Genomic DNA, 23868 nt, shown 5'->3' with positions numbered 1-23868 from the left:
GCCTGGAAGAGGCGGTATTCTTCCGCGCGACACGGCTGGCGTCCCACGGTTGGCTAACCGGCCACAACGATCACGAGCCACAATGGGAACGCTGCCAAGGCCATCGTCGTCTCCCTGACGGTGCCTAGCGGCCAGAGCACGAATGCGAAAAAAGTGAGAACAATCCAGTACATCGGGGTACACCGCCGGGAATCTTGTAGCTTGACTCGGCATGGTGTTGCGGGTATCTGCGCTGGCAGATGAGGTAGCTGACGATGATCATCGCCCACACAACATGAATAACAACGACGTAATAGTTGTGATGAGCGTAAAGGCGCTGATCACTGCACCTCCAGCGTAGAGCAGTGGTAAGTAAGTTAAGTCAACAACAGTGGAGCTATGAGAATGTAGGGTGACCGCCGGCGTTGTTCCGCCGCGGTTAAGTCGGCGGAACAGCGCTGAGGCATTACCTTCGTTTGCAAGACCGAAAAGCATTCGGCCGGAATAGGATATACAGGAATTTGCCGAGGAGGTGGCGGAGATCACGACGAAGTTAACTATTTACGCTACAGTGGCAAATTACTGCCAGTGAAAATATCGCTATGATATGGTGACTCACCGTTCGTGAACTACCTTCAAGAGAAGATGGTGGGGATTGCCAGGAAAGCGCCGACGTAAAAGATCATCACCTGTAACGGCACGGCATTGACTATTCGAGGAAGGGTGCAGCGCGGGTTTGTTGTCTCAGCGGCGGTACCGACGAGTTCCACTTCGATGTATGAGAAGAACGCGATCTGCAAACCATTTACCATACCCATGAACTCGAATAGGGGAAGAACCCGCCGTCATTCCAGAAATTTTCAACCGTCGCGTGCTTACCGTGCGATGAAACAAAGCTAGCCACCAGCAGAAACGCACCGACCACTATGAGGCAGCCAACCGTAGCTAGCTGGACCAGGCAAGACCAGAATTCAGTCTACCCGAAGGCTTGTGCACACTTAACAAGTTGAACATCAACATTAGACCGATTGTAACCAGACCGGTAGCCATGCGGGCACGTCTTTCCACCAGAACCTGAGTAGTCCGTGATCGCTACCATGTCTGAGCTACCGGTGACGATCCGGGCGAACCAGTACGATCACACCATGAAAAAGCCTGCTGTTGGCCACAAAAAGTCGGACGTGAAGTCGGCGAACAACTGGTCGATTCAAGTTCGACAGAAACAGCTCGCCCATAGCGAGCAGCACGAAGAACATAAAGAATCCGATCATCTCGTACACCACGAGTTACTCCCGGACTAGCGACGGAGATTGTTAACCCGAGGCCTATGAAGAGGCCAGTGCCGATCGCTTCTTCGAATTCGATTAACTGAATATGTATTTTTAGGCAAGGATCCGACGCAGGTGCGGCTACTCGGCTACCGGGTGCTCAACGGGGACATCGTCCGATATGTGTGATGTCTTCATCAGGTAGCGGCTCTCGTAAGAGGACCAATTGGATCACGATTCGCCGGACAGCGCGAAGATGTCTAACCGGTGTTTGTTAGGCTGCTTTAATTGTGCTGAAAATATTTTAACACGCGTGTCCCTAGGGGAACATTGTCAATATGGCTTCCTATGTTGCCGGGATTTGCTAATTAACTTGCGAAAAAATATCTTACTATCTGCATCACTGCCGACGGATATGATTGCTGTCCGGTAGAGAACGGCCGTTATTGACTCGTTGTCATCAGCACTAGCGGCTACTGGGATTGGAAGACATTCTCTCCATCGGATTTTTAGTCGAATCATGGATTAATGCAGCTGAATGTTCTATTTCGGTCCGGTGCTCAAGATCCTTCCGGTTGCGGTACGTTTATTTCAAGTACTTCCCCGACTACTCCAAAGGCATAACGATCCCAGCGATCGTTGACATACTCACCGGCCGTTATAGAAATGTAACGATTTGGTGTGTATGGCGCTGAATTTCTCCACGGAGTGGGCCGCTTACCATCGCGACCGCGCACCTCAGCTCTACCCGGATCGGCTGCGGGCTTAGGTCGATGAGGTGAGCAAAAAGGACCTGCACCTAAATCAACACATGGGGTGTATCCGGTGTGGCTTTGCTGGCTCGCAACAGGCCTACAACGGTTGTTCACTGCGCTGTACTGGGTGAGCGATTACTTCACCAGCTGGCGATACGTAAGGGATGACAGCATCGTAAAAGCAGACGTCCGGCTCTAGTACCAAACTGGCCCGCTTCGATTCCAGTCTATCACGGGGATTTCAAGTGCAACAGGCGCAACCTCAGAGAGATGCCAGTGCTATGGTCTTACGTTCGTGATTTGTTCCAGACACCGGGCTTTGGCGATACCGTCGACTTCTTCCAAATTAAGCATTACTACTACAGTTATGCACGCCGATATCCAACTTATCTGTAGCGTGCCAAGGGCCTAGAATTGGCTGTATTTCTGGTTTTACATGTCCAGAGAACTTTGGAGAAGTAGACCTTAATCGATTATATCACGCCACCCGGTTCGTAACTTGCGCCGAAATTGCCGTCAAGGCTGTGATTGGGTAGGCGAGTATGGTTCGGCGGCAATCTTGGCATAAAAGTCAGAACGTTAGTCGAACCAACCATTCCGTGTGCGGGACATCGTGTACTTCACCGGCGGGGTCGACCACCAACGTCAGCAACTGCACGACTATTCCGGTCAGCCGCCCGCGGTGCGGGTCGAGGGTGGGGATGGTCACCGCTAGTCGAGTGTTCGGCCGATAGAGAGTGCTGGTGGTGCCGGTCGGGTCTTCATAGATTCGCAGCAGTCGCCAGGGCGCTCGGCTAATCGTTTCAGGAACCGAGAGCTGCACTGGATTGTGTTCGTCCGCCGATAACACGCCTTGCGCTTGCGGTGTCTGACACTCGTCGAGGTTGAGCATGTTGCAGTGTAGGTACGGCCCCACGCGAGTCAAGTGTCCGTGTGAATAGACGCTGATCTCAGGTCGTTGTGGATCGGGCTCGCGCACCAGCAGCCATACGCCGAACCCGGCCGCGGCGGCTAGCAGCATCACCACGGCCGGGAGCAGCACGGTTACCCGGCGTTGCACCAGGGTCTCATTGAGGACTCACCGCCGCGGCGCGGCGCATGCTCTCCTGCTCAATCATCACCGGACGATTACCTCCGAGGCCTGGAATTAACGAATCACCGCGAAAGCTCACGACGGTTTGCGCTAGACCTAGGATCAGCAAGGCACTGACCGCGGTGAATCCGACCCACAAATCGGTGTACACCATCACGCCTAGTGCTCCGCCTAGCACCCATGCTAGTTGCAGCGTTGATTCTGAACGGCCGAATCCCGATGCTCGTGACTCCTCAGGCAAATCATTTTGCAACGAGGCGTCCAACGAAGCCTTCGCAATTGCACTAGATCCCGATGTGATCAGGGTAGCGATAGTAGTCATCAGTAGATTGCCAGCCACTGACGCCGCTAAGGCTAACACAGTGACCGCGATTGTGCAGCGCACCACCAGCACGGCCGGCCTGCCCAGCTGCAGGCGTGCGCTGGTGAAATTGCCAGCGAAGTTGCCGATCGCGGCAGCAGTGCCGATCAAGCCCAGCATCCCCAGCTGGACCCAGCCATTGGCTTGATGCTCTTTGGCGACAAACGCAGGATATAAGAATAGGAAGCCGACCATCACTTTGATGGTGCAATTGCCCCACAACGAGGTAATGATATTGCGGCCCAACGGTTGTCGAAGTCTGCCGCTGACCTTCTTGACTTCCTCAGGCCAGCTCTGTCGCAATGGTTTGCGATGCAAGCGATAGCTCAAAGTGGCTGGAATTTCACCCGCGGTTACCTCGACCCAGCGCGGAATCCGCATTGACAGCAAGGCGCCGGAGATCGTGATCGCGGCGACGACGAACAATGCGCCAGGCAGCTTGAACAGGTGGGCGCAGACGAACTCGACACCGGCCGCGATGGCGCCACCGGCGATGGTGCCGCCGAGCAGACCGAACACGGTCAGCCGAGAATTGACGCGTACCAGATCAATGCTGGGCGGCATCACTCTTGGTGTGACAGCGCTGCGCAGCACGCTGAACGATTTCGACAACACCATCATGGCCAGCGCGCACGGGTAGAGCACCATGGACGGGTAGCTGCCGGTGGCGCCGTCGTAGTTCATGATCAGTAGTGTTGCCAATCCGGTGCGTAGCACGAATGAGGTTGCCAGCGCCACGCGGCGGCCGTGCTGCAGCCGGTCTAGCGCCGGACCGATGAGCGGCGCGATCACCGCGAACGGAGCGATGGTGATCAGCAGGTACAGCGCGACTTTGGATTTGCTCTCCCCGCTGGCCGCGGCGAAGAACAAAGTGTTGGCCAGTGCAACGGCCATTGCGGAGTCTACCGCAAAGTTCGTGACCACCGGCCACGTCAATGCAGTTAGCCCGGATTTGTCAGCGCCGTCAGCGGTGGCGGCACGCTGAACCATCCAGTACATTCGGTAGCCCATTTCACGGCTTCGCTGTGCGGCAGCGCGAGTGACCTTAATTCGTTCACCAGGGTACGGACCGCATGGTGGCGCACTGTTGTGTTGGGGTTCTGACTGCTGCTGGCCCAGGGGCGGGAGATAGCGGTTGGCGCTGGGCATCGACGGCGAGCGGCGCGCTGGGTCCAACTGCCCGGCTTGTTGTTCGCGCTGTTCCAGCGCTCTCCGTTGCTGGGCTGGCCGAAAGTCAGAGCTGTCGGCCGGGTAGTTCGCAATGCCTGGATGCTGGTTACGCGAGCCGGTGCGGGTCCGGAGGCCTGGTATAGAGGCCAAACGGCCCGGATGATTACGCCGCCGTCCAGACACGAATCAATTCTGTCCTATGTCGACTTCATGCGTGTGCAGGAGGCCGGGTGTCGCTTGCAAACTGTGTCTTCCGGCAGAATTGGATTATGGGTTGCAAAGAGGAGGTAGCGTGACTGGGCCTGTCGAGGATTCCGCCGTCGCGACCGTGGCTGAGTGGCCCGAAGAATTGGCGGCGGTGCTCACGAATGCGGCCGACGATGCCAGGGCGGCTATTGAGGAGTTCAGCGGTTCTGTGACGGTTGGGGACTACTTAGGAGTCGGTTACGAAGATCCGAATGCCGCCACTCACCGGTTCTTGGCGCATTTGCCCGGTTACCAGGGATGGCAGTGGGCGGTTGTCGTCGCTGCTTATCCTGGTGCCGAGCACGCCACGGTGAGTGAAGTGGTACTGGTCCCCGGGCCGACGGCGCTGCTCGCGCCAGAGTGGGTGCCGTGGGAACAGCGGGTCAGACCGGGGGATTTGGGCCCGGGGGATCTGCTTGCGCCGACATCGGAGGACTTACGGTTGGTTCCTGGTTACAACGCCAGTGGTGACCCGGCGGTGGACGAGATCGCCGCCGAAATTGGGTTGGGTCGACGCTGGGTAATGAGTGTCTGGGGTCGGTCGGCGGCGGCCGAGCGGTGGCATGGTGGCGATTACGGTCCCGACTCGCCGATGGCGCGGTCCACCAAGCGTGTGTGCCGCGATTGCGGTTTCTTTCTGTCGCTGGTGGGATCGCTTGGCGCGATGTTCGGGGTATGCGGCAACGAAATGTCCGCCGACGGGCATGTTGTCGACAAGTTGTACGGTTGTGGTGCTCATTCCGACACCCCGGCTCCAGCGGGCAGCGGCTCATCCGTGTATGAGCCGTACGACGACGGTGTCCTCGACATTTTGGAGCCGTCTACAGTGCAGCTTCCAGAGTCCCCGGCGGACTAGCCTTTTCGACTGGTGGTGCTCAGTCATCGTGGTGGTATGGCGTGGTCGGTCGAATGGGCTGATCCGGTAGCGCGGGGATGTAGGGTTTTTTGACTTGCCGACCTTGGCAAGCTATCTCGGGTCGAGATAGGTTTCGAGTCCGCCTTGTGCGCCTCGTGCGCCGCGGCGGGCAGCGGCAAGTTGCCACACGAAAATCCCGGTACCAAACAATCCGACGACCAGTCCGGCCAATGCCACTGGGCGCCAACTCTGTAGGCTCGACACCACGAACGCAGCGACCACAGCGATCAGCCAGGCTAGAGCGCCGACCATTATAACCGGCCAGACCTCGAGCAGCATGGACGGTAGCGGAGGCGGCTCGCGGCTTCTATCAGGTTCGACCAGCATCTTATCCAATTTAGCTCGGCAACGAAGTACACGGTGCTGCGGCCTGAGGTGATGTCCCACACTCGTGGGAGAGAGCTGGGCACTTAGCTAGACCGGGCGTCAATGAAAAACGTCGGCAATTGCAGCAGCACAGCGAAAAGGATCGAAGTCCGTCGTTCGTCGTTTCTGACCCGAATTCTTAGGTTCCGATGTAACCTCGCGCCATGCTTGACAGCGATGCGCGGCTGGCCAGCGACTTATCATTGGCCGTAATGCGGCTGGCCCGCCAACTACGGTTCCGGAACCCGCAATCGCCGGTGTCGCTGTCGCAGCTGTCTGCGCTGACGACGTTGGCCAACGAGGGCGCCATGACGCCTGGCGCCTTAGCGATTCGCGAACGAGTCCGGCCACCGTCGATGACTCGGGTGATCGCATCGTTGGCTGATATGGGGTTCGTGGACCGTGAGCCACACCCTGTCGATGGGCGACAAGTGCTGGTCTCGGTATCGCAGTCCGGTGCCGAATTGGTTAAGGCAGCCCGGCGCGCCCGCCAGGAATGGCTGGTCGAGCGGCTGATGACGCTGAATAGCGATAAACGTGACATCCTGCGCAATGCCGCCGATCTGATCTTGGAGTTGATTGACGAAAGCCCGTGACCTCACGCTTTTATGGCGTTGCTGGTCTGTATGAACTCGATGTTCAAGGCGTCAACAATCCTGAGGATCCGCAACTCGATGATTTTCGCGACTTGAACAGCATCGATCGTCGTTCGGATCTGCCGACCGGCAGAGGACTGGTAGGACTGGTAATCGTCGAGTGCGTGCTGGTTGTACGGCGCATGCTAGCGTCCCCATTTAGGCTGGGTATCGACCGCAGATTGGTTGAGCGCAAGGACGATCTGGCCGATGCCAGCGACATTCAGGTGCCCTACTATACAAGTGTACGCCGGTGTCAATGACTCGGGTGGTTGGCTTCCACCTCAACCGTGGAGTGTTGGCCGCCGTGAGATGGGTGCCCGAGCCAAGTGTGGCGCAGGTGGTCGTCGGAGCCCGGAAGGTAGCGGTGCTCGAGGATGTCAACAACCACGAGAACCTGGGTTCAATATTTCGCAACGCGGTGGGGTTGGGAGTGGACACGGTGGTGTTCGGCCCCGGCTGCGCTGATCTGCTACACTAGCGTGTGGTACAGGTATTTATGGGCTCACGCTTTGATTTTTACTGTGGTCTGCCCGACGAGCAACCGGCTGGCTCGTCGGTTTCGTGACTCTAAACAAAGGACGATGCTTTCTCGTGTTGACGATGACTCCAAACCGCGAAGCGTGCGCGCTGCCGGAGGTGATGACGGCGGTGCGCGATGAATGGATTGCAGTGCTGGTAGGGTGCAGAGGGTCCGGGATTGACCTCTATTCTGCGGTTAGTTAAGGCGTATGCCGGTTCGTATCCTAATGTCGCGGGGCATTGACTCGCTAATGCCGCTTCGGCTGTGGGTCTTCTACTAGAGGGTTAAGGTTCGGCGACGATGAACTTCGCGGCCAGGAGTGAAGGGAGTCGAGCGATCAGGCTCGGCTTGGGCTTGTGAGTGCTTGTGAGTGAGAGGGGCAGCGAGCACGACCAATCTCAGTCCTGGGCAACGATTTGACGGTGGGCAGGGTATTGATGTCGTGGTTATTGTCTCCGGGGTCGTGGTGCTGAGTGTCTCGGCCTGATTCGGGTACATCCGCTGTTGGCAGTCGGGCTTAACATCGTCGTGGGTGGCGGGCTGGCGCCGACGTTGTGGGGTTAGCGGCGCACCGCGATCTTGTGCTAAGCACGGGAATTGGTGTGACGGGGGGTGTTGCTGAGACGCTGCTCGTATTGATTGCATTGGGTCGGGTCTACCGGTCTGGGCTGGTTTATCAAGTCATCAGCGCTGCCCGGCTGAGCGCACTCCGAGCAGGACATCCTCCCAAGCTGGAATGGTGGGCTTGCCTCGTCGGCTGCTCACTAGTTGGTTGTCCGGCGTGACGGTCGCCGGTGTCGCGGGTTCAACAAAGTCGAGGTGTGCTACCCGTGCCAGCGGGCGTAACGGACGGTTAAAGTCCGGGTCAATGAGTTCATTAGCCGCGTCATCGCTTGCGGTTACGGTTCCGCCGTGAGCGCCGGGAGTGAAGCAGAAATGTGCGAGGTTGTCGGAACGGCCGGCATGCCACATGAGTTGCACTGTCCAGCGGCTGTCTTCATTGCGCCAGGCGTCCCAGCTCAGCTTGTCTGGTTCGAGGCCACGCTTCACCAGCGCAGCGCTGACGGTCTCCAAGAGTGTCAGCACGGCCGGGCCATCGGCGAGGACTGGATGTGCGGCAGTGGCCAGCTCAGCTGCGCGTGAACGTTCTAACAGCACCGGGTGGGCGAATCGGCGGATCCGCGCGATGTCGGACCCCGACGCCATGGCCACCTGTTCGACGGAGGCGCCAGCCCGAATTCGGGCCTGAATTTCTTTAGGGCTCAGCATGTTGGTGACTTGGATGTCGAGCTGCGGTTGGTCCAGCAACGTCGTGTCGCCGCGCACGGCTGCACGTAGCCGGTCGTCAGCCGGCAGCTTGAACCGTTCACCAGGGATGTCACCTTCGCAGAGGATGGTTTTGCTGTCGGGATCGAGCCCGACGACTTTGAGTTCCCGCATGGCTTCTCCTCGCAGACTCCGTGCAGGGTCAGCACTGAACCTGTTGCGCATTTTAGTACAGCAAATGCCCGGAGCCGTGCTGACACGCTGAGTTATTGGGGGTCGATGAGCGCCGCGTTAAAGGCGCTCGACTATCCAGTCAACGCACTCGGTGAGTGCTCTGACGTCATCGGGCTCGACCGCGGGGAACATCGCAACCCGCAACTGATTGCGGCCGAGTTTACGGTACGGCTCGGTATCGATGATGCCGTTGGCCCGTAAGATCTTCGCGACTGCCGCCGCGTCGACGTCATCAGTGAAGTCGATTGTACCCACCACCTGAGAACGCAGCGCTGGGTCGACGACGAACGGAGTTGTGTAGGGCCGGTCTTCCGCCCATGCGTATAGCCGTTGCGATGAGTCTGCCGTGCGCTTTACGGCCCACTCCAGTCCCCCGTTGCCCAGCAACCAGTCGAGCTGTTCGGCCAGCAGCGCCAGGGTACAGATTGCCGGCGTATTGTATGTTTGGTTTTTCAGGCTATTCTCTACCGCGATTGGCAGCGAAAGAAAGTCAGGAACCCAGCGACCGGACGCAGTAATGGAGTCGACCCGGGCCAGTGCGGCCGGACTCATGATGGCTAGCCAAAGGCCACCGTCGCTGGCGAAGTTTTTCTGCGGTGCGAAATAATAAGCATCGGTTTGCGCGATGTCGACGGGTAGCCCGCCGGCGCCAGAGGTCGCATCGATGGCGATCAGCGCGCCACCCGAACCGGTTGGACGGCGGACCGGTACCGCGACGCCAGTTGACGTCTCGTTGTGTGCCCACGCGATCACATCGACTGACGGATCGCCTGTTGGTTTGGGCGCGCTGCCCGGATCCGATTTGATGACGATGGGTTCGTCGATGAACGGGTTTTTAGCGACGGCGGAGGCAAACTTCGAGCTGAACTCACCGTACGTCAGGTGTAGCGAGCGCTTGTCGATCAACCCGAAAGCTGCGGCATCCCAGAACGCCGTTGCGCCACCATTGCCCAGAATGACCTGGTAACCGTCTGGCAAGCTGAACAGCTCGGCCAGCCCCGCCCGAACCCGACCTACCAGATTTTTGACCGGCGCCTGCCGATGCGAGGTGCCGAACAACGTGGCCGCGGTGTTGGTAAGCGCCTGCAATTGTTCGGGCCGGACCTTCGACGGTCCCGACCCGAAGCGGCCGTCACGGGGCTTCAGCGCGGCGGGAATGTCAAGGGAAGGAGTTAACTGGTCGGCCATGCCACCAAGGTTAGTGAGCTGCTCCAGCACGCCGATTAGCTGGATTCGCCGAAAGTTAGTCTAGCTACGCGCGACGGCGCTGTAGAGTGAGACAATTCACACTGCGGCACGGGTCCCGGCAACCAAGAAAGATCTGGAGAATTCCCAGTACCTACGGTACTGTATACTTTACACGTCCAGAATTAATTTATGAACCTCATCGAGGAGGCTGTGATGGCCAGGACGCGAATGGTTCGGCGTTGGCGCAACAACATGGAGGTGCGCGATGACACCGACTATGTGGGCATGCTCACCACATTGTCTGAGGGGTCGGTGCGGCGCAACTTCAATCCGTACACCGATATCGATTGGGAATCACCAGCGTTCGCGGTAAAGGACAACGACCCGCGGTGGATCTTGCCGGATACTGACCCGCTGGGTCGTCATCCCTGGTATCTGGCGCAGCCGGAACAACGCAAGATCGAGATCGGGATGTGGCGTCAGGCCAACGTGGCCAAGGTTGGGCTGCACTTCGAATCCATTTTGGTCCGAGGTCTGATGAATTACACGTTTTGGATGCCGAACGGATCACCGGAGTATCGGTATTGCTTGCATGAATGTGTTGAAGAGTGCAACCACACGATGATGTTCCAGGAAATGGTCAACCGCGTTGGCGCGGACGTTCCGGGCATGCCGCGCAGACTGCGTTGGCTTTCGCCGTTGGTGCCGTTGGTCGCCGGGCCGTTGCCGGTGGCTTTCTTCATCGGTGTGCTCGCCGGTGAGGAACCCATCGACCACATGCAGAAGAACGTGCTACGCGAAGGCAAGTCGCTGCATCCGATCATGGAGAGGGTGATGGCCATTCACGTGGCCGAGGAGGCGCGACACATCTCCTTCGCTCACGAGTTCTTGCGTAAGCGGTTAACGCACTTGACCAAGCGACAGCTTTTCTGGGTCTCGTTGTATTATCCACTAACGATGCGGGTGTTGTGTAACGCAATCATGGTTCCGCCCAAGGCTTTCTGGCAGGAGTTCAACATTCCGCGTGAAGTCAAGAAGGAGCTGTTCTTCCGGTCACCGGAGTCACGAAAATTGTTGCGTGACATCTTCGCCGATGTCCGGATGCTGGCCTACGACACCAGGCTTATGGAGACGCGCTCTGCGCGGCTCATGTGGCATATATGCAAGATCGATGGGCAGCCGTCGCGTTATCGTGGTGAGCCGCAGCGTCAGCACCCGGCGACGACATCTGCCGCTTAAGCTTTACGAGTTTCTATGCCGTATATCATCACCCAGTCGTGCTGCAACGATGGGTCTTGTGTGTTTGCTTGCCCGGTGAATTGCATTCACCCAACACCGGACGAGCCGGGGTTCGCTACTTCGGAGATGCTTTATATCGATCCTGTAGCCTGTGTGGATTGTGGCGCCTGTGTGAGCGCCTGTCCGGTTGGTGCTATTGCATCCGACACCCGGTTGGCGCCTAAGCAGCTGCCGTTTATCGAGATCAACGCGTCGTATTACCCGGCGCGGCCCATTGACCTGAAACTTCCGCCGACCTCGAAGTTGGCTCCGGTCATCCCGGCCGCACAGGTACATGTTCGTCGTCGCCCGCTGACCGTGGCCATCGTCGGGTCCGGTCCAGCGGCAATGTATGCTGCCGATGAGCTGCTTACTCAACCTGGGGTGTGGGTTAATGTGTTCGAGAAGTTACCTACCCCTTACGGTTTGGTTCGCGCCGGGTTGGCGCCCGATCACCAGAACACGAAAAAGGTGACTGAGCTCTTCGACCGGGTCGCCGAGCATCGCCGCTTCCGTTTTTTTCTCAACGTCGAGATAGGTAGGCACTTGAGCCACGACGAATTGTTGGCCCATCACCATGCTGTGCTGTATGCGGTCGGTGCGCCTGATGATCGTCGTCTGAACATCGACGGGATGGGTATCCCGGGTACTGGAACCGCTACCGAGCTAGTAGCCTGGATCAACGCTCATCCCGACTTTGCTTATCTACCAGTCGATCTCAGTCATGAACGCGTAGTAGTCATCGGTAATGGCAATGTCGCCCTCGATGTGGCACGGTTGCTCACTGCCGATCCGGACAACTTGGCCCGGACCGATATTTCCGAGTTTGCACTGCACGTGTTGGGCGGCTCCGCGGTCCGCGAAGTGGTGGTCGCCGCCCGTCGTGGCCCCGCGCACTCGGCGTTCACCTTGCCCGAGCTGATCGGGTTGAAGGCCACGTCTGAGGTGGTACTCGACGCCGGTGACCGCAAGTTGGTGGAAGGTGATTTCGCGACCGTATCAGACAGTTTGACCAGAAAGAAACTGGAGGTCTTGAGCAGTCTTGTTGATAGTTCGAAGCCGACTTCGCGGCGGCGAATCCGGCTGGCCTATCAGCTCACGCCCAAGCGCGTGCTTGGTAACCAGCGCGCTACCGGTGTTGAGTTCTCGGTTACCGGCACCGAAGAATCACGTCGGTTCGATGCGGGCCTGGTGCTGACATCGGTTGGTTACCGCGGCAAACGGATTCGCGATCTGCCATTCGACGAGGAAGCGGCGGTAATCCCGAATGACGGTGGCCGTGTGGTCGACCCGAGTCGGGGCCGTCCGATGCCCGGCGCCTATGTGGCTGGCTGGATCAAACGTGGACCAACAGGCTTCATCGGCACTAACAAGTTGTGCTCGGTTCAAACCGTTCAGGCCGTGGTCGCCGACTTCAACGCCGGCTGGCTGACCGACCCGGTGGCTGAGCCGGCGGAGCTAGCCAAGCTGGTGCACGCCCGCCAACCCGATACTGTCGACTCCGTGGGATGGCGGGCCATCGACGCCGCCGAGATCGCGCAGGGCAGTACCGAAGGCCGGCCACGCCGCAAGTTCACCGATGTCGCCGACATGCTGGCGGTTGCAGCCGGCGCGCCGCCGCTGCGGCTGCGTGCCCTGTCGTAGTCAGCTCGAACTAACTGCCTATCTGCCCAGAGATCGCCGCTCCGATCTCATCTATGCTGGCCTTGCGGACTGGCTGTCCCGGGGGCCAGCGTTGGACCGAACAGGTCAGCGGTCACATTGTAACGGTCATCCCAGAACTGGTCCGCCAGCGACACCACCACGGTGGCACCAGTGTGCCAGCGCTCGCTGGAATTTATTGTCCACGTCGGTCATTGTTAGGTGAATAGTTACCGGTGTTCCGCCCAGTGACGTCGGAGTCATCGACTTGCTGCCACATGTTTCCGGCAAGTGGTCGTTGAGCGGCACCGCGAAGCCGTTGATGCGCACGGTGCATGGATCAGTTTGCCGTCGGGACCGGGCGCGCGCTAGTTCGACACCGGCCAAAAGCCTTGCGTAGAATTAAACGACCTGGTGACGTCGTAAACTACCAGATGTGGGGACAATTCGGGCTCGACGTTGATGTCCCTGGCGATTTTCTTGCCGTCGATTTTGCAGGCCAGTCCCGTACCAGTCTCCGCATCGGGGTCAATGTCTCTTGACCGGCGTGCGATGCACATTTATCGGGCGCTGGCCATTTATCACTGGGCACCGACCGCTATGTGGCGCAAGCACTGCAGTATTGCAGCCAGTGGTACTTTCGGTTCTTGGTGCTATCGGCGACATAGCGGTGGCTAATGGAATTGATCGTCGCACCACGAGACTGGATGAGCTCTGCAGGTTGGGATAAGTTCGGTGAGTCGGCGAAAACCGGGCATCCATTGATCGCAGATATATGACTTCGCTGAGGAATTCTATTCTAGGCTTTCGCGCAGAGAATGTGGTACCAGACGTTAACGGACTTTGGGTTACGTGCTTGGGATCCCACATAGATGGCTGAAAGGCGGACGAGTTTGCCGAGTCGTTTCTGCTCGAGAATGTGGGTGCACCAGCCCGCGGTCCGACCACAAGTGAACATCACCAGCATCATATTGGCAGGAACCCGGGCGAAGTCCAGGATCACAGCTGCCCAGAATTCGACGTTAGTCTCGATGGCACAATCCGGACAGCGCTCCCGTAGCTCCGCTAGCGCGGCTTGCTCCAGCGCGACAGCGACTTCGTGGCGCGGTATGCCCAGCTGTTCGTAGGTGGCTTGCAGTACCCGCGCCCGGGGATCCTCCGCGCTATGGATCCGGTGCCCGAACTCCATCAGCTTTTCTCCGCGCTCCAGGATCCCCTTTACCAGGCTACGTGCCTACCCGTTGCGCTCGACCTCCTCTAGCATTGGCAGCATCCGGGCCGCCGCCTCACCGTGCAGCGCGGTCCACTCATCGCACCGATTGCTCCAGACAATGCCGCTGCCGAGTCCCTGCCAGTCCAGGTGATGAACCGAGCGGTGAACGTCGAAGCGTTCATGCTGTGCTCGGCGTCTACCACCTAATAGACGTCGATGGCCTCGATATGTTTGGGGTCGGGATCGCCCTGCCAGCGAGTCATAAAACCTGCTGTGGCCGTTTGGCATTCATCAATTGTTCGTTGCGGGACTGCTAGCTGATAGATGTCGCGTACGGACTGCGCGACATAGGGCAGTGCTATTGTCGATGCCCGGGACAGCTGCTCACGAGTGGTGGCGTCGTCGATGTCCAACGGCTTTCCTCAGATGGGCGCCGGCATCATCAGGCCTGCCTGGACATCGACACGCACATAGCCAGTGTGGATTGGCAGCGGGAATGGCTCCTCCGGGGGAGGGCTGCTGCCGAATGTTCTGTCGATCAGCAACGCCTATACGTCACCGAATGTTATTCGTTGGTGCACCGGATTCTTGATGGCAATACCGCGGTAGCGCAGCGCGTCACCGTCTTTGTCCGGCTTGGTGATCTCCGGTGGTAAAGGCCACGACCAAGTCGTACAGGTTAGGCACAGAGTCTGTTGGTACCACAGGGGCATAGGCAAAATTCTCCCACCTGTCCCCGGGCCGATGTTACTGTCCAGTAACACCCTGCGGGTAGTGTTGGCGCGGTGGCAGGACCAGACGACCAGCATCTGTCGGGTATGCGGGTGGAGTACGGCTCCGTCGAGAAGGACGGCAGCCCCGATCTCGACACGGATTGGCTATATGATGGTTGGCTTACGCTGTTCTGCAAGTGGATTGACGACGCCGAGCGCGCCGGAGTTGCCGAGCCCAATGCCATGGTGCTGGCAACCGTGGCCAACGGCAGGCCGGTGAGCCGATCGGTGTTGTGTAAGGGCGCCGATGAGGCAGGAATTATTTTCTTCACCAATTATGATTCTGATAAGGGCGACGACCTGGCAGCCACGCCTTATGCTTCGGTGACTTTCCCATGGTATCAGCTGGGGCGGCAGGTGCATATTCGCGGCCCAGTGAGCACGGTCGACCCGCAGGTTAGCGAGGATTACTGGTCCAAACGGCCGCGTGGCTCGCAACTGGGGGCATGGGCGTCGCATCAGTCGCGGCCGATCGCCTCGAGGACGGCGTTACTTGATCAGCTGCTAGAAGTAACCGTGCGCTTTGCTGATTCAGAGCTCATCCCGTTGCCGCCGAATTGGGGCGGATACCTCATTGTGCCCGAGGTGGTGGAATTCTGGCAGGGCCGGGAAAACCGGGTGCACAACAGGATTCGGGTGACAGGCGGGTGTATCGAGCGTCTGCAGCCTTAACTAGGTGAGGATGTGCGTCGGGTAATGGCATCAGGAAGTGATGGGCGATGGTTAATCGCCTCGCTAGCGCCGGCATTGATTAGCTACCGGGCGCTGAGGGCCAGCTCACGCCTTGACGGATCGGGGCTTGCCTGGACGGACTGTTGTGAGGTTTCTAGACCCGACCCCGGGCAGGCGCTCTGTTGAGGTAACGACTACCTTCACAGCTATACCAACAGGAATATCAGCCAGAGCGCAAAGGGGTTTTCGTGGCCGACACCGACGACACCGTCACTCTGAAGTATCCGGGAGGCGAGATCGATCTACAGATTGTCCGTGCCACCGAAGGTAATGACGGCATTGCGATCGTCCCGGTATTGGCCAAGACCGGTTACACTACGTTTGATGTCGGCTACGGTAACACCGCATCCACCAAGAGTTCCATCACCTACATTGATGGTGACGCCGGGATTCTGCGTTACCGCGGCTATCCGATTGAGCAGCTCGCCGAGAAGTCGACCTTCATAGAGGTTTGCTATCTGCTGATCTATGGGGAGTTACCAGCCACCGATCAGCTGGCCGAATTCACCCATCGGATCCAGCGCCACACCATGTTGCACGAGGACCTTAAGCGATTCTATGATGGCTTCCCGCGCAACGCGCACCCGATGCCGGTGTTGTCCAGCGTGGTCAACGCATTGAGTGCTTACTATCAGGATGCACTGGACCCGATGGACAACGGCCAAGTAGAGCTGTCGACGATCCGACTCTTGGCCAAGCTGCCCACTATCGCTGCCTATGCATACAAGAAGTCGGTAGGCCAGCCGTTCCTTTACCCGGACAACGCGTTTTCTCTAGTAGAGAACTTCCTTCGAATGACTTTTGGTTTGCCGGCTGAGCCCTATGAGCCCGACCCTGAGGTGGTCCGGGCTCTGGACATGCTGTTTATCCTGCATGCTGACCACGAGCAAAACTGTTCGACGTCAACCGTGCGTTTGGTGGGCTCGTCGCGAGCCAACCTGTTCACCTCGATTTCGGGCGGCATTAACGCGCTGTGGGGACCGCTGCACGGCGGTGCCAACCAGGCGGTGCTTGAGATGCTCGAAGGTATCCGCGAGAGTGGCGACGACGTTGGTGGATTTGTCCAAAAAGTAAAGAATTGCCAGGCCGGTGTGAAATTGATGGGCTTTGGTCACCGCGTCTACAAGAACTACGATCCGCGGGCCCGCATCGTCAAGGAACAGGCTGACAAGATCCTGGTCAAACTTGGTGGCGATGACGATTTGCTGAACATTGCCAAGGGACTCGAGGAGGCGGCGCTAACCGATGACTATTTCATCGAGCGCAAGCTTTACCCGAACGTCGACTTCTACACCGGTCTGATCTACCGGGCCCTCGGTTTTCCGACCCGGATGTTCACCGTGTTGTTTGCTTTGGGTCGGCTGCCAGGCTGGATTGCGCACTGGCGTGAGATGCACGACGAGGGTGACAGTAAGATTGGCCGTCCGCGCCAAATATACACCGGCTACACAGAGCGTGACTACACCGCAATTGAAACACGATAGTTATAGCAGTGGTGACTGCTTAGTTCATCCCGATGGTTTGCGGTCGACGACATTACCGGAAATAATCTAGACTGGCTAACCTCGACCATCAGGATGTTCATATTGGTGGTGTGTGCGCTCAGGTTGGTCAAAGAGGTGTTCAAAGGTGTCTAGTTGGCGGTGTGGGCAGGATGAGAACAATCCGATCAGCTGAATCGGGCGTAGAAAGATCTGAATCGGGTGTCAAGGGATACCGTGTAGTGGAGCCTGACGCAAGGTGTATGCATTTATGCACGATGGTTCTGCCACCGGCCACGAGTCGGAGTGCTTGATTCAACGGTGTTGAAACTGTGTCGCCCGGCCGCATTAGATCACAGCCTTAGGCGGTCCAGGTCACTGACATCCGCTTCTGAGTGGAACGCCAGCATGTCGGCAAAGACACCAGCATCTGTTGTTAGCACTGTGTCGACGGACTGGTCGCGTTGATTGGTGCGCCATGCTCGGTAACCAGGTCTGTGTTTGGTGCTGCTGAGCAGTGAAGCCTCCCCGGGGCATGAACCATGTAGTCCGCAAACCTGCCACCCATCATAGATGTTTGCTTGTCCTGGCAGAGTGGTGTTTACGATTATCGACAGTAAGACAGTAAGTAGTGTCGGCTATGTCGACAAGGTGTTCTTTGCAATCTTATTGCGGCACCGCATGGGTAACGTGTGGAATCCGAGTGTGTGATTGGTGCGGGGGGCACCTGCCGGATAGGTGATTGAGTCCGAGGGGAAAGTGGTGGCGGTGGTGACGCTATGCGTGCTTCCGGAAGGCTTGGCGGCGGCCGGTGCCGCGGTACAAGCGCCGCCAGCTCGCCTGGTGGCTGCGCATGTTGCTGCAGCGTCGGTGGTGTCGTCGGCGGCTGATTTGGTGTCGGTGCAGACTGCGGTTCAGTTTAGCGCTTAGTGCAACGAGCATGCTGAAGGGGTCGAAGAACTTGGTTGTTCCGGGGGTAGCCTCGCTTAGGCCGATATTAGGTATTTTGCTGATTATGCTGCAGCCGCGTCGTCGTACGGGGCTTTGTGATATGAAGTGACCACGCCGCTGAGGTATGGAATTCGTTGGGTGTGAATATGCTTCCTCGGCAATAGAACTCACTGCAAACCTGGGTGTGGTGCAGGCTGGGACGTGGCAGGGCCGGAGTGCGGCGACTTGCGTGGCCGCGCACGCACCATATCTAGCCTGGCTGACTCAAACCAATGCCGACTGTGTGGGAATGGCTGCGCAGCATGAGGTTGCGGGGACGGTTTATGTTATGTAAGTGCATCGGAGATGATGTCAAGGTTGGCGGAGTTGTCCGCCAACCTTGACACTCACACGGTGTGGTTGGCGACGAATTTCTTGGGGATCAACATGATCCCTGTCATGCTCAATGAGGCTGAGTATGCGCAGATGTGGATCCATAGGATGCCACCAAAATGAGCATTTATCAGGCGGCTTCGACTATGGTGTTGGATTTGGTGCCCCACACTGTCCCGGCGATGGGGATTGCCGAAGCCAGTGCCGGCAATACTGTGCCTATCACAACCCTGCCTGCTCACGCCTCGTCTTCCGAGATTGCATTCTTTATGAGTTGCGTACGGTGCTCATGGAAGCGTATTTACGCGTTGATTCGCCTTATTGCGCTTTTTGGTGTCGATTGGCTCACCACGCTTCTCTGGTATCTTATTGATTGGCTCGAGGCGTTGCTACGATTGCTGTTCGGACTTTTGAAGCTGCTGGCTGAGGCGAATGTGTTTCTTCCGGCCAGGTCGCTTTAGTATTTGAACTCTTTGGGCTTGTCCATACCCGAAAGTGGGTGTCACGCCGCTCGCGCTGTCGCTGGGAATTGGTGGGTATCCGAATAGCGCTTCTTATGGTACGAGAGGAGCGTGTTTAGAAAATGTTCGGCTGTAAAGAGCCACAACGTGACGAATCTGGGGTTTCGTGCGCTCACAGACTGCGTCGCCCTTGACTCGGCTGGTGGCGGTGTGTGAGGCGTCGCCGGTGTTGGTTTCTGATTGGAATGCTGTCCTGTTGGGGTTTGCTGGGACCGCGGGTGACGAGACGGTCGCGTGACCTACGGGGTTGACAGTGTTGGACGGTGGTGTGTTTGGTGGTGCTCCGCAGGTGACGATGCTGCCGGCTATCTGGGAGCCAGAGTGTGACTGACCGGGGCGAGCTGGGTGTTCCTGGTGGCCAGCACAGCCATGGCAGTGTTATGGCCGGCCGATGTCTGAAACTGCCCCGCCGTAGCGGGCGCTCGAGCTGCACAGCATGATCCGCCTCGTGGGCCGTGGCGACTGTTCATGGCCGTGCCGAGGTGTTTAGCGGGTCGTCGTCTTTGGTGAACGGCTAGTGCAACGCACCGTGGAGGATGTTTCTTACAGTTATCTGCAGTGTGCGTTGCAAAATCAGGGTGGTCGTTGTCTCGATGCACGGCTGGCCGTGTGCGTAGGTTATCGGTATCTCCTGAATGGGTTTGTCCAGAAAGAGATTCAGAGACGCCTGTACTAGCTCGGTCAGTTGGTCGTGTATGGAATCCGGTCCTGCGGTGGCAGAACATCGAGTGCGGTGTGTGTAAGCTGGACGCTGCCATTGTGTGCACGTCCGTGTAAACCGGCCGACAGGATGCGCGGATGGGTCAACGACTGGCAGTAGGCCTCGCACGGCAATAGATCCAGTAGCTGCCCGTCAGCTGCACGCGAAAAAGCCGTATCCAGTTGGCTCCACATTTAGTAAAGGTGGAACACGTTGGCGAACGCCTGCTCTGATGTGACGCTGTTGTCGCGCAAGCGAGGCAGTCGGTGCAGCAACATCTTTACCTTGACCTGTGTGAACTGGGTTAGTGGTGACGGGTCGGCCAGGACCGGCCGAGGTTACGCCGGTCAGAACGGACCGGCCGCGGACTAGGTTCTCTTCATCGCAGGTGCGGTAGTGCATTTCTGCCATTCGGGTTCACGGCGTAAACGTCTGCGCTGATGGCTATCACCCCGCGGGCCAGGACGTTGTCCACCATGTCGGGCAATGGCGTCTCTGATCGGTGTATCGGAGACCATTGCCTGCCACATGGCCGCCGCATCGGGTCCACCGGCTGCCGCAGCGTGTTGGCAGGCCTGCTAGTGGGTGCGCAGGGGTTCGAGCAGGGTCGGCTTCAGTCGTTTCGGTCACCAGTCGGTAGCTTCGGTAGAATTCGGCGAATCCGCTCCCATCGTCGGCTGCGCCGATCGCAGCGAATGTGTTAGCGGTATGCTTGGACCGGCAAGCCAGAGCGTCTGGCTGTAGCCGGTTGCTGGGTATACCGACGAATAGCGTCGCAGGACCCAGTGCACTTGGGTGCCCGGCTTGTCGACGGTGCGTGACAGCAGCCAGCTGACCAAATCGACACTTGGATCTCGACACCGTCGAAAGCCTGGGTTGGCACTGCAGCTTCGCCAAGGCTGCCTCAGCCGTTCCAGCAACCGCAGGCCCGCACGGGCCCAAGTAGGCCGGTGCGGGGGTCGCCCGCCAACGACGATGACATCGAAATCCGTCGTGTCGAAGTCCCACGTTAGTTATTCGGGGCTTATTTTTTAGCCGGTCCCTAACCGGTATGGCTCACGACTTGTCCGGCTGGACGCATAATCATCCCGCGCGGGTCGCCGCGAGTTTCGCCAAATGCCCGATGTGGCGCGGTCTTTTTCCTCCTTTTTCCATCGTTTATTAGTGTGCCCGGTCTAGGCAGTGTCCTCGTGCCGACTTGGTAGGTGACATATCGCTTACAGTGCGGACGAGTAACGTCAAACAATTTAGCGGAGAATGCGATGGTGGATGATCAGTGGAATGTCGGCACAACTGCCGCCATCACCGACTCCTGGTGGAATTGTACGATTCGATCGGCGCTCGCCCATTCTTCCGTGGTTGACCGGCGTGGTGGTTATTCTTTTGCTAATAGGGTCAGTCGATTGTGGTGCCTTCGATTATCCCCGGTCTGTACCTGGGCCAATCGGCACGCTGCTTTCACTTGCGCCGTTGAACAGTTCTGGCGTTTCCAAGTTTCTCCTTGGCACAGCTTTCAATGTGACGCAATGCCAACAATATTACGTTCAGCTGTGATTTTTTCGACGACTCTACCAAAGCGGAGCTACTGGACGCGTTTAAGGGCTCTCTCGTCCCAGATATCAGCGTCGTCGACCAAAGTCAGATCAACCTTAATATTGACACACTTGATTTCTAAAACACGGGGCTTCTTTTTAAATTGAGCGCGTCCCTGATCGATTTCTTTTCATGGTCAACGGTAACATTGTTGCTTTGGTGGTAACATCGGTATCGATGGACCAGAAAAATACCCTCGACCGTGCCACAGTGCACATCTGGTACGGTCTGAATATCGTTGATTAATTCAGATTAAGGGGCAGATTTCTCCGGCTGGAACCTCCCGACTTTGCCCCGTCTGGACTCCCTTCGGTTGATCTGTGTGCCGATTTGCGGCCTGCCATTAACGCAGTGACGGGTGAGCCGATTCTCTTTGGGAACGACACATTTAGCTTGACCTCGAGTCACGACCATATCCTGACTCGGGTTGCTAGCAAACTTAAGCCATGTCTCAATGCGCATGTGATGCTCAATGGTTACACTTGACAATTCAGGCATCGATATTTCTTTGAGTGCCCAGTGGTCCGGTACAGTCGCCGACTTCCTAGTTGTCCAGGTATGGTCTACGACCATCTAGCTATTATAGAGTAAAGGGTTGGTCAACCCGATCGCCAGCAACGACACGCCCGACGGCCGCGTCAAGAATCGCCGCGTCGAAATCGTGGTCAACTAAGGGGAATCCGACATGGATTTGGTGGTCTATTGGTTGTCGTACCTGCTTGCTTTCGTCGCGGGATCGGTGGTTTATCACCTTGTAGATCAAACGAGCGACAACAAGGAAACACAGCTCCTGCAGGATTGTCTGGCTCGAATGAGATGGGCGTACAGTGTTGATTGACCACGGATCGGTGCAGGACTAGTCGCGTTGTCCTTTGTCATTAGACTGGTATTGACCTTGGCGCTGATGGTTCGTCGCGTCAAGCATCAAGTGTCGGTCCCGATGTCGACGGGTGAATTGGGTGCGCTGAGTTTGGTTCACCAACGACGAGTATTCCGGTTGCAGAAGAGTTGCCGACGAAGATTGCCATGGCGCCATATGTGCCTTTTGGCCCGGGCTCCACTTGTGCCCGTGACGACGGCAGCGGGCCGGCGAGATGAATTGGTAAAGAGTCGATCGTATATCAGATTCTACTACATGCTCGACGACCGCACATATGATTCGGCCGTCGCCCAGATAGGGTTCGAGGATACGGAATACGCGAAAAGGGCCTACTTCACGCCGTGGCGCAAGAGTTCACGGAAATAAAGGCATTCAGCGAGGTTCTTTCGGTTAGCTGGGCGCGGATATACGCAGCAGCAGCCGCGCGCCGCCCAGCGGGCTAGTTTCCAATGAAGCCGTCCCGCCGTGTAGCTGGGCCTGCTGGGCCACCAGCGCCAGCCCCAGACCCGATCCCGAGTGGGAGGCCGTCGATCCTCGAGAAAACCGTTCAAACACCACTTGGCGCTCATCTTCGGGCACTCCACTGCCGTTGTCGTCGACGGCAATTTCTACCCCGGCCCGCGAACTGACCGCGGACAGCTGGACTCGGGTGGCGCCGCCATGTTTCACGGCATTGGCGACCGCGTTGTCGACGGCAAGTCGTAACCCGGCTGGCAACCCCACAATGATGCAGGTCGGCGACGGCACCAGCGAGACTTTGAGCTCAGGGTAGCTCCGAGTCGCGTCGTGGGCGGCACGGTCGAGCAACTCAGTGATGTCGACTGGCACGTGATCGTCCGACGTCGACAGTTCTCCCTGGGCCAACCGCTCCAGCGCGCTGAGGGTGGCCTCTATCCGCGACTGGGTGCGGATCACGTCGCCCAGGACTTCTTTGCGTTGGTCGTCGGCCAAGTCCAGGGTGGCAAGCACTTCGAGATTAGTGCGCATCGCAGTCAATGGTGTGCGTAGTTCATGGGAGGACACTGCAGCGAAATCGCGGGCCGAGGCCAGCGCCTCCTTGGTCCGGTTCTGTTCATTCCAGATACGCTGCAGCATTCCTCTCATCGCCTCGGCGATCTCAACGGCTTCGGTGGCGCCGTGCACCTCCACCCGTGGTGCCTCACCGCCGGCATCGACTGATCGGGTCTGCTGAGCAAGCTGTTTGAACGGGCGCACTGCGAATGCGGCCAGCAGCCAGGCGAAAACGGCCGCCGCAGCGATGGCGAATCCACAGATCAGTAGCACTCGGCGGTGCAAGTTGTTGGTCTCGGCGACGGTGGCGTCGTACGTCGCGCCGACAGCAATTGATGTCGGCTCCGGTGCTGGGATCTCCACCGTCCGTACTCGGTAGCGTACCCCGCGGAGGTAGGTATCAGCGTAGTCGTTTGTCAGTTTGGGCAGCGTGATGTCGAAATTCGACTTGACCAAGTTGCCGCGGCGCACGGTGATGATGGCGTCCTGGTCGTTAGGCGAGCGCGGAATTTCGTCAAGGCCGCGCGGCACGAACGGGATCGCGAAACCGGCTGCCTCATCCAGTTTGCGGTCCAGCCGCTCTTTGCGGTCGTTGGTGATCCCGACCCAGACGACTGTGCCGACGATGAGAACCGGAATCGCTGCACCGATGGCCGTAGCGACCACCACCCGGGTTCGCAACGACGGCGTACGGGCGAAGATTCGCGACAGGATATTCATGG

At 58.0% G+C, this 23868-nt stretch carries 19 protein-coding genes and 6 pseudogenes; 15 read left to right on the top strand and 10 right to left on the bottom strand.

Features of this window, described 5'->3' with window-relative positions; genetic code table 11:
- Nucleotides 1–258: 258 nt before the first annotated feature.
- The 4 genes from ML_RS18135 to ML_RS10945 form a co-directional block, all read right to left on the bottom strand.
- On the bottom strand, nt 259–525 hold the full coding sequence (locus ML_RS18135; protein WP_330944514.1) for a hypothetical protein: 267 nt from the start codon (nt 523–525) through the stop codon (nt 259–261).
- 89 nt (nt 526–614) lie between these two features.
- The gene (locus tag ML_RS16600) at nt 615–791 is read right to left on the bottom strand and encodes a hypothetical protein (RefSeq protein WP_231883239.1); all 177 of its coding nucleotides are present in this window, start codon (nt 789–791) and stop codon (nt 615–617) included.
- Between the two features lie 1782 nt (nt 792–2573).
- Nucleotides 2574–3023 (bottom strand): DUF2771 domain-containing protein, encoded by a 450-nt coding sequence (locus ML_RS10950; RefSeq protein ID WP_231846806.1) that lies wholly within the window; start codon nt 3021–3023, stop codon nt 2574–2576.
- 46 nt (nt 3024–3069) lie between these two features.
- Nucleotides 3070–4809: an MFS transporter gene (locus ML_RS10945; RefSeq protein ID WP_010908734.1), complete on the bottom strand. Its 1740-nt coding sequence runs from the start codon at nt 4807–4809 to the stop codon at nt 3070–3072.
- Between the two features lie 109 nt (nt 4810–4918).
- On the opposite strand from ML_RS10945, the gene ML_RS10940 reads away from it, so the two are divergent.
- Complete coding sequence (locus ML_RS10940; RefSeq protein WP_010908733.1) at nt 4919–5728, top strand: DUF3027 domain-containing protein; 810 nt, start codon at nt 4919–4921, stop codon at nt 5726–5728.
- Nucleotides 5729–5839: 111 nt separating this feature from the next.
- Here ML_RS10940 and ML_RS10935 read toward each other — a convergent pair whose 3' ends face one another.
- On the bottom strand, nt 5840–6115 hold the full coding sequence (locus ML_RS10935; protein ID WP_010908732.1) for a DUF2530 domain-containing protein: 276 nt from the start codon (nt 6113–6115) through the stop codon (nt 5840–5842).
- A gap of 203 nt (nt 6116–6318) precedes the next feature.
- Between ML_RS10935 and ML_RS10930 the strand changes: the two genes are divergently transcribed.
- The 3 genes and pseudogenes from ML_RS10930 to ML_RS10920 form a co-directional block, all read left to right on the top strand.
- The gene (locus tag ML_RS10930; protein WP_010908731.1) at nt 6319–6750 is read left to right on the top strand and encodes an Rv0880 family HTH-type transcriptional regulator; all 432 of its coding nucleotides are present in this window, start codon (nt 6319–6321) and stop codon (nt 6748–6750) included.
- Between the two features lie 26 nt (nt 6751–6776).
- Nucleotides 6777–7592, top strand: a pseudogene (locus tag ML_RS18130) (TrmH family RNA methyltransferase).
- 165 nt (nt 7593–7757) lie between these two features.
- A pseudogene (locus ML_RS10920) lies at nt 7758–7873 on the top strand (DUF2537 domain-containing protein); the annotation flags it as partial.
- Nucleotides 7874–7996: 123 nt separating this feature from the next.
- Here the strand turns inward: ML_RS10920 and sepH are convergent.
- Complete coding sequence (gene sepH, locus ML_RS10915; protein ID WP_010908730.1) at nt 7997–8752, bottom strand: septation protein SepH; 756 nt, start codon at nt 8750–8752, stop codon at nt 7997–7999.
- Nucleotides 8753–8869: 117 nt separating this feature from the next.
- Nucleotides 8870–10000, bottom strand: a complete 1131-nt coding sequence (gene serC, locus ML_RS10910) for a phosphoserine transaminase (protein ID WP_010908729.1) — start codon at nt 9998–10000, stop codon at nt 8870–8872.
- Nucleotides 10001–10213: 213 nt separating this feature from the next.
- Here serC and ML_RS10905 point away from each other — a divergent pair, with 213 nt between their 5' ends.
- Complete coding sequence (locus ML_RS10905) at nt 10214–11239, top strand: AurF N-oxygenase family protein (RefSeq protein ID WP_010908728.1); 1026 nt, start codon at nt 10214–10216, stop codon at nt 11237–11239.
- Nucleotides 11240–11254: 15 nt separating this feature from the next.
- A complete protein-coding gene (locus ML_RS10900) occupies nt 11255–12922 on the top strand; it encodes an FAD-dependent oxidoreductase (RefSeq protein ID WP_010908727.1) in 1668 nt (555 codons plus the stop codon).
- 10 nt (nt 12923–12932) lie between these two features.
- On the opposite strand, the pseudogene ML_RS10895 reads toward ML_RS10900, so the two are convergent.
- Both ML_RS10895 and ML_RS17550 read right to left on the bottom strand, forming a co-directional pair.
- Nucleotides 12933–13383 (bottom strand): annotated as a pseudogene (locus tag ML_RS10895) (VOC family protein).
- 335 nt (nt 13384–13718) lie between these two features.
- Nucleotides 13719–14837, bottom strand: a pseudogene (locus tag ML_RS17550) (citrate synthase 2).
- 113 nt (nt 14838–14950) lie between these two features.
- On the opposite strand from ML_RS17550, the gene pdxH reads away from it, so the two are divergent.
- The 9 genes and pseudogenes from pdxH (at nt 14951) to ML_RS19910 (ending at nt 22501) form a co-directional block, all read left to right on the top strand.
- A complete protein-coding gene (gene pdxH / locus ML_RS10885) occupies nt 14951–15577 on the top strand; it encodes a pyridoxamine 5'-phosphate oxidase (RefSeq protein ID WP_010908726.1) in 627 nt (208 codons plus the stop codon).
- 248 nt (nt 15578–15825) lie between these two features.
- On the top strand, nt 15826–17121 hold the full coding sequence (locus ML_RS10880) for a citrate synthase (protein WP_010908725.1): 1296 nt from the start codon (nt 15826–15828) through the stop codon (nt 17119–17121).
- 765 nt (nt 17122–17886) lie between these two features.
- Nucleotides 17887–18105 (top strand): annotated as a pseudogene (locus ML_RS10875) (PE domain-containing protein); the annotation flags it as partial.
- Nucleotides 18106–18193: 88 nt separating this feature from the next.
- A complete protein-coding gene (locus ML_RS19495) occupies nt 18194–18403 on the top strand; it encodes a PPE domain-containing protein (RefSeq protein WP_064430334.1) in 210 nt (69 codons plus the stop codon).
- Between the two features lie 11 nt (nt 18404–18414).
- The gene (locus ML_RS19490; protein WP_081439371.1) at nt 18415–18564 is read left to right on the top strand and encodes a PPE domain-containing protein; all 150 of its coding nucleotides are present in this window, start codon (nt 18415–18417) and stop codon (nt 18562–18564) included.
- A gap of 23 nt (nt 18565–18587) precedes the next feature.
- Entirely contained in the window at nt 18588–18902 is a 315-nt protein-coding gene (locus tag ML_RS10860) for a hypothetical protein (RefSeq protein ID WP_111481072.1), read from the top strand.
- Between the two features lie 307 nt (nt 18903–19209).
- A complete protein-coding gene (locus ML_RS19485) occupies nt 19210–19293 on the top strand; it encodes a hypothetical protein (protein WP_306455869.1) in 84 nt (27 codons plus the stop codon).
- A 1903-nt stretch (nt 19294–21196) separates the two neighbouring features.
- Nucleotides 21197–21337, top strand: a pseudogene (locus ML_RS19480) (hypothetical protein); the annotation flags it as partial.
- A gap of 783 nt (nt 21338–22120) precedes the next feature.
- The gene (locus ML_RS19910; RefSeq protein ID WP_438501727.1) at nt 22121–22501 is read left to right on the top strand and encodes a sunset domain-containing protein; all 381 of its coding nucleotides are present in this window, start codon (nt 22121–22123) and stop codon (nt 22499–22501) included.
- 24 nt (nt 22502–22525) lie between these two features.
- On the opposite strand, the gene ML_RS10855 is transcribed toward ML_RS19910, so the two are convergent.
- Nucleotides 22526–23866, bottom strand: coding sequence for a sensor histidine kinase (locus ML_RS10855; RefSeq protein ID WP_010908723.1), 1341 nt, complete (start codon nt 23864–23866; stop codon nt 22526–22528).
- Between the last annotated feature and the right edge of the window lie 2 nt (nt 23867–23868).

This window comes from Mycobacterium leprae TN (assembly GCF_000195855.1).
Classification (GTDB): domain Bacteria; phylum Actinomycetota; class Actinomycetes; order Mycobacteriales; family Mycobacteriaceae; genus Mycobacterium; species Mycobacterium leprae.
Note: the sequence above shows the minus strand (reverse complement) of the source record. Positions and strands in the feature narration are given on the sequence as shown.

Excerpts from the sequence above, each read along its gene's own strand:
- ML_RS16600 (WP_231883239.1), bottom strand. The coding sequence starts at position 791 with ATGGTAAATGGTTTGCAGATCGCGTTCTTCTCATACATCGAAGTGGAA.
- ML_RS10950 (WP_231846806.1), bottom strand. The coding sequence starts at position 3,023 with ATGCTGCTAGCCGCCGCGGCCGGGTTCGGCGTATGGCTGCTGGTGCGC.
- ML_RS10935 (WP_010908732.1), bottom strand. The coding sequence starts at position 6,115 with ATGCTGGTCGAACCTGATAGAAGCCGCGAGCCGCCTCCGCTACCGTCC.
- ML_RS10930 (WP_010908731.1), top strand. The coding sequence starts at position 6,319 with ATGCTTGACAGCGATGCGCGGCTGGCCAGCGACTTATCATTGGCCGTA.
- sepH (WP_010908730.1), bottom strand. The coding sequence starts at position 8,752 with ATGCGGGAACTCAAAGTCGTCGGGCTCGATCCCGACAGCAAAACCATC.
- serC (WP_010908729.1), bottom strand. The coding sequence starts at position 10,000 with ATGGCCGACCAGTTAACTCCTTCCCTTGACATTCCCGCCGCGCTGAAG.
- ML_RS10905 (WP_010908728.1), top strand. The coding sequence starts at position 10,214 with ATGGCCAGGACGCGAATGGTTCGGCGTTGGCGCAACAACATGGAGGTG.
- ML_RS10900 (WP_010908727.1), top strand. The coding sequence starts at position 11,255 with ATGCCGTATATCATCACCCAGTCGTGCTGCAACGATGGGTCTTGTGTG.
- pdxH (WP_010908726.1), top strand. The coding sequence starts at position 14,951 with ATGCGGGTGGAGTACGGCTCCGTCGAGAAGGACGGCAGCCCCGATCTC.
- ML_RS19495 (WP_064430334.1), top strand. The coding sequence starts at position 18,194 with ATGGAATTCGTTGGGTGTGAATATGCTTCCTCGGCAATAGAACTCACT.
- ML_RS19490 (WP_081439371.1), top strand. The coding sequence starts at position 18,415 with ATGATGTCAAGGTTGGCGGAGTTGTCCGCCAACCTTGACACTCACACG.
- ML_RS10860 (WP_111481072.1), top strand. The coding sequence starts at position 18,588 with ATGGTGTTGGATTTGGTGCCCCACACTGTCCCGGCGATGGGGATTGCC.
- ML_RS10855 (WP_010908723.1), bottom strand. The coding sequence starts at position 23,866 with ATGAATATCCTGTCGCGAATCTTCGCCCGTACGCCGTCGTTGCGAACC.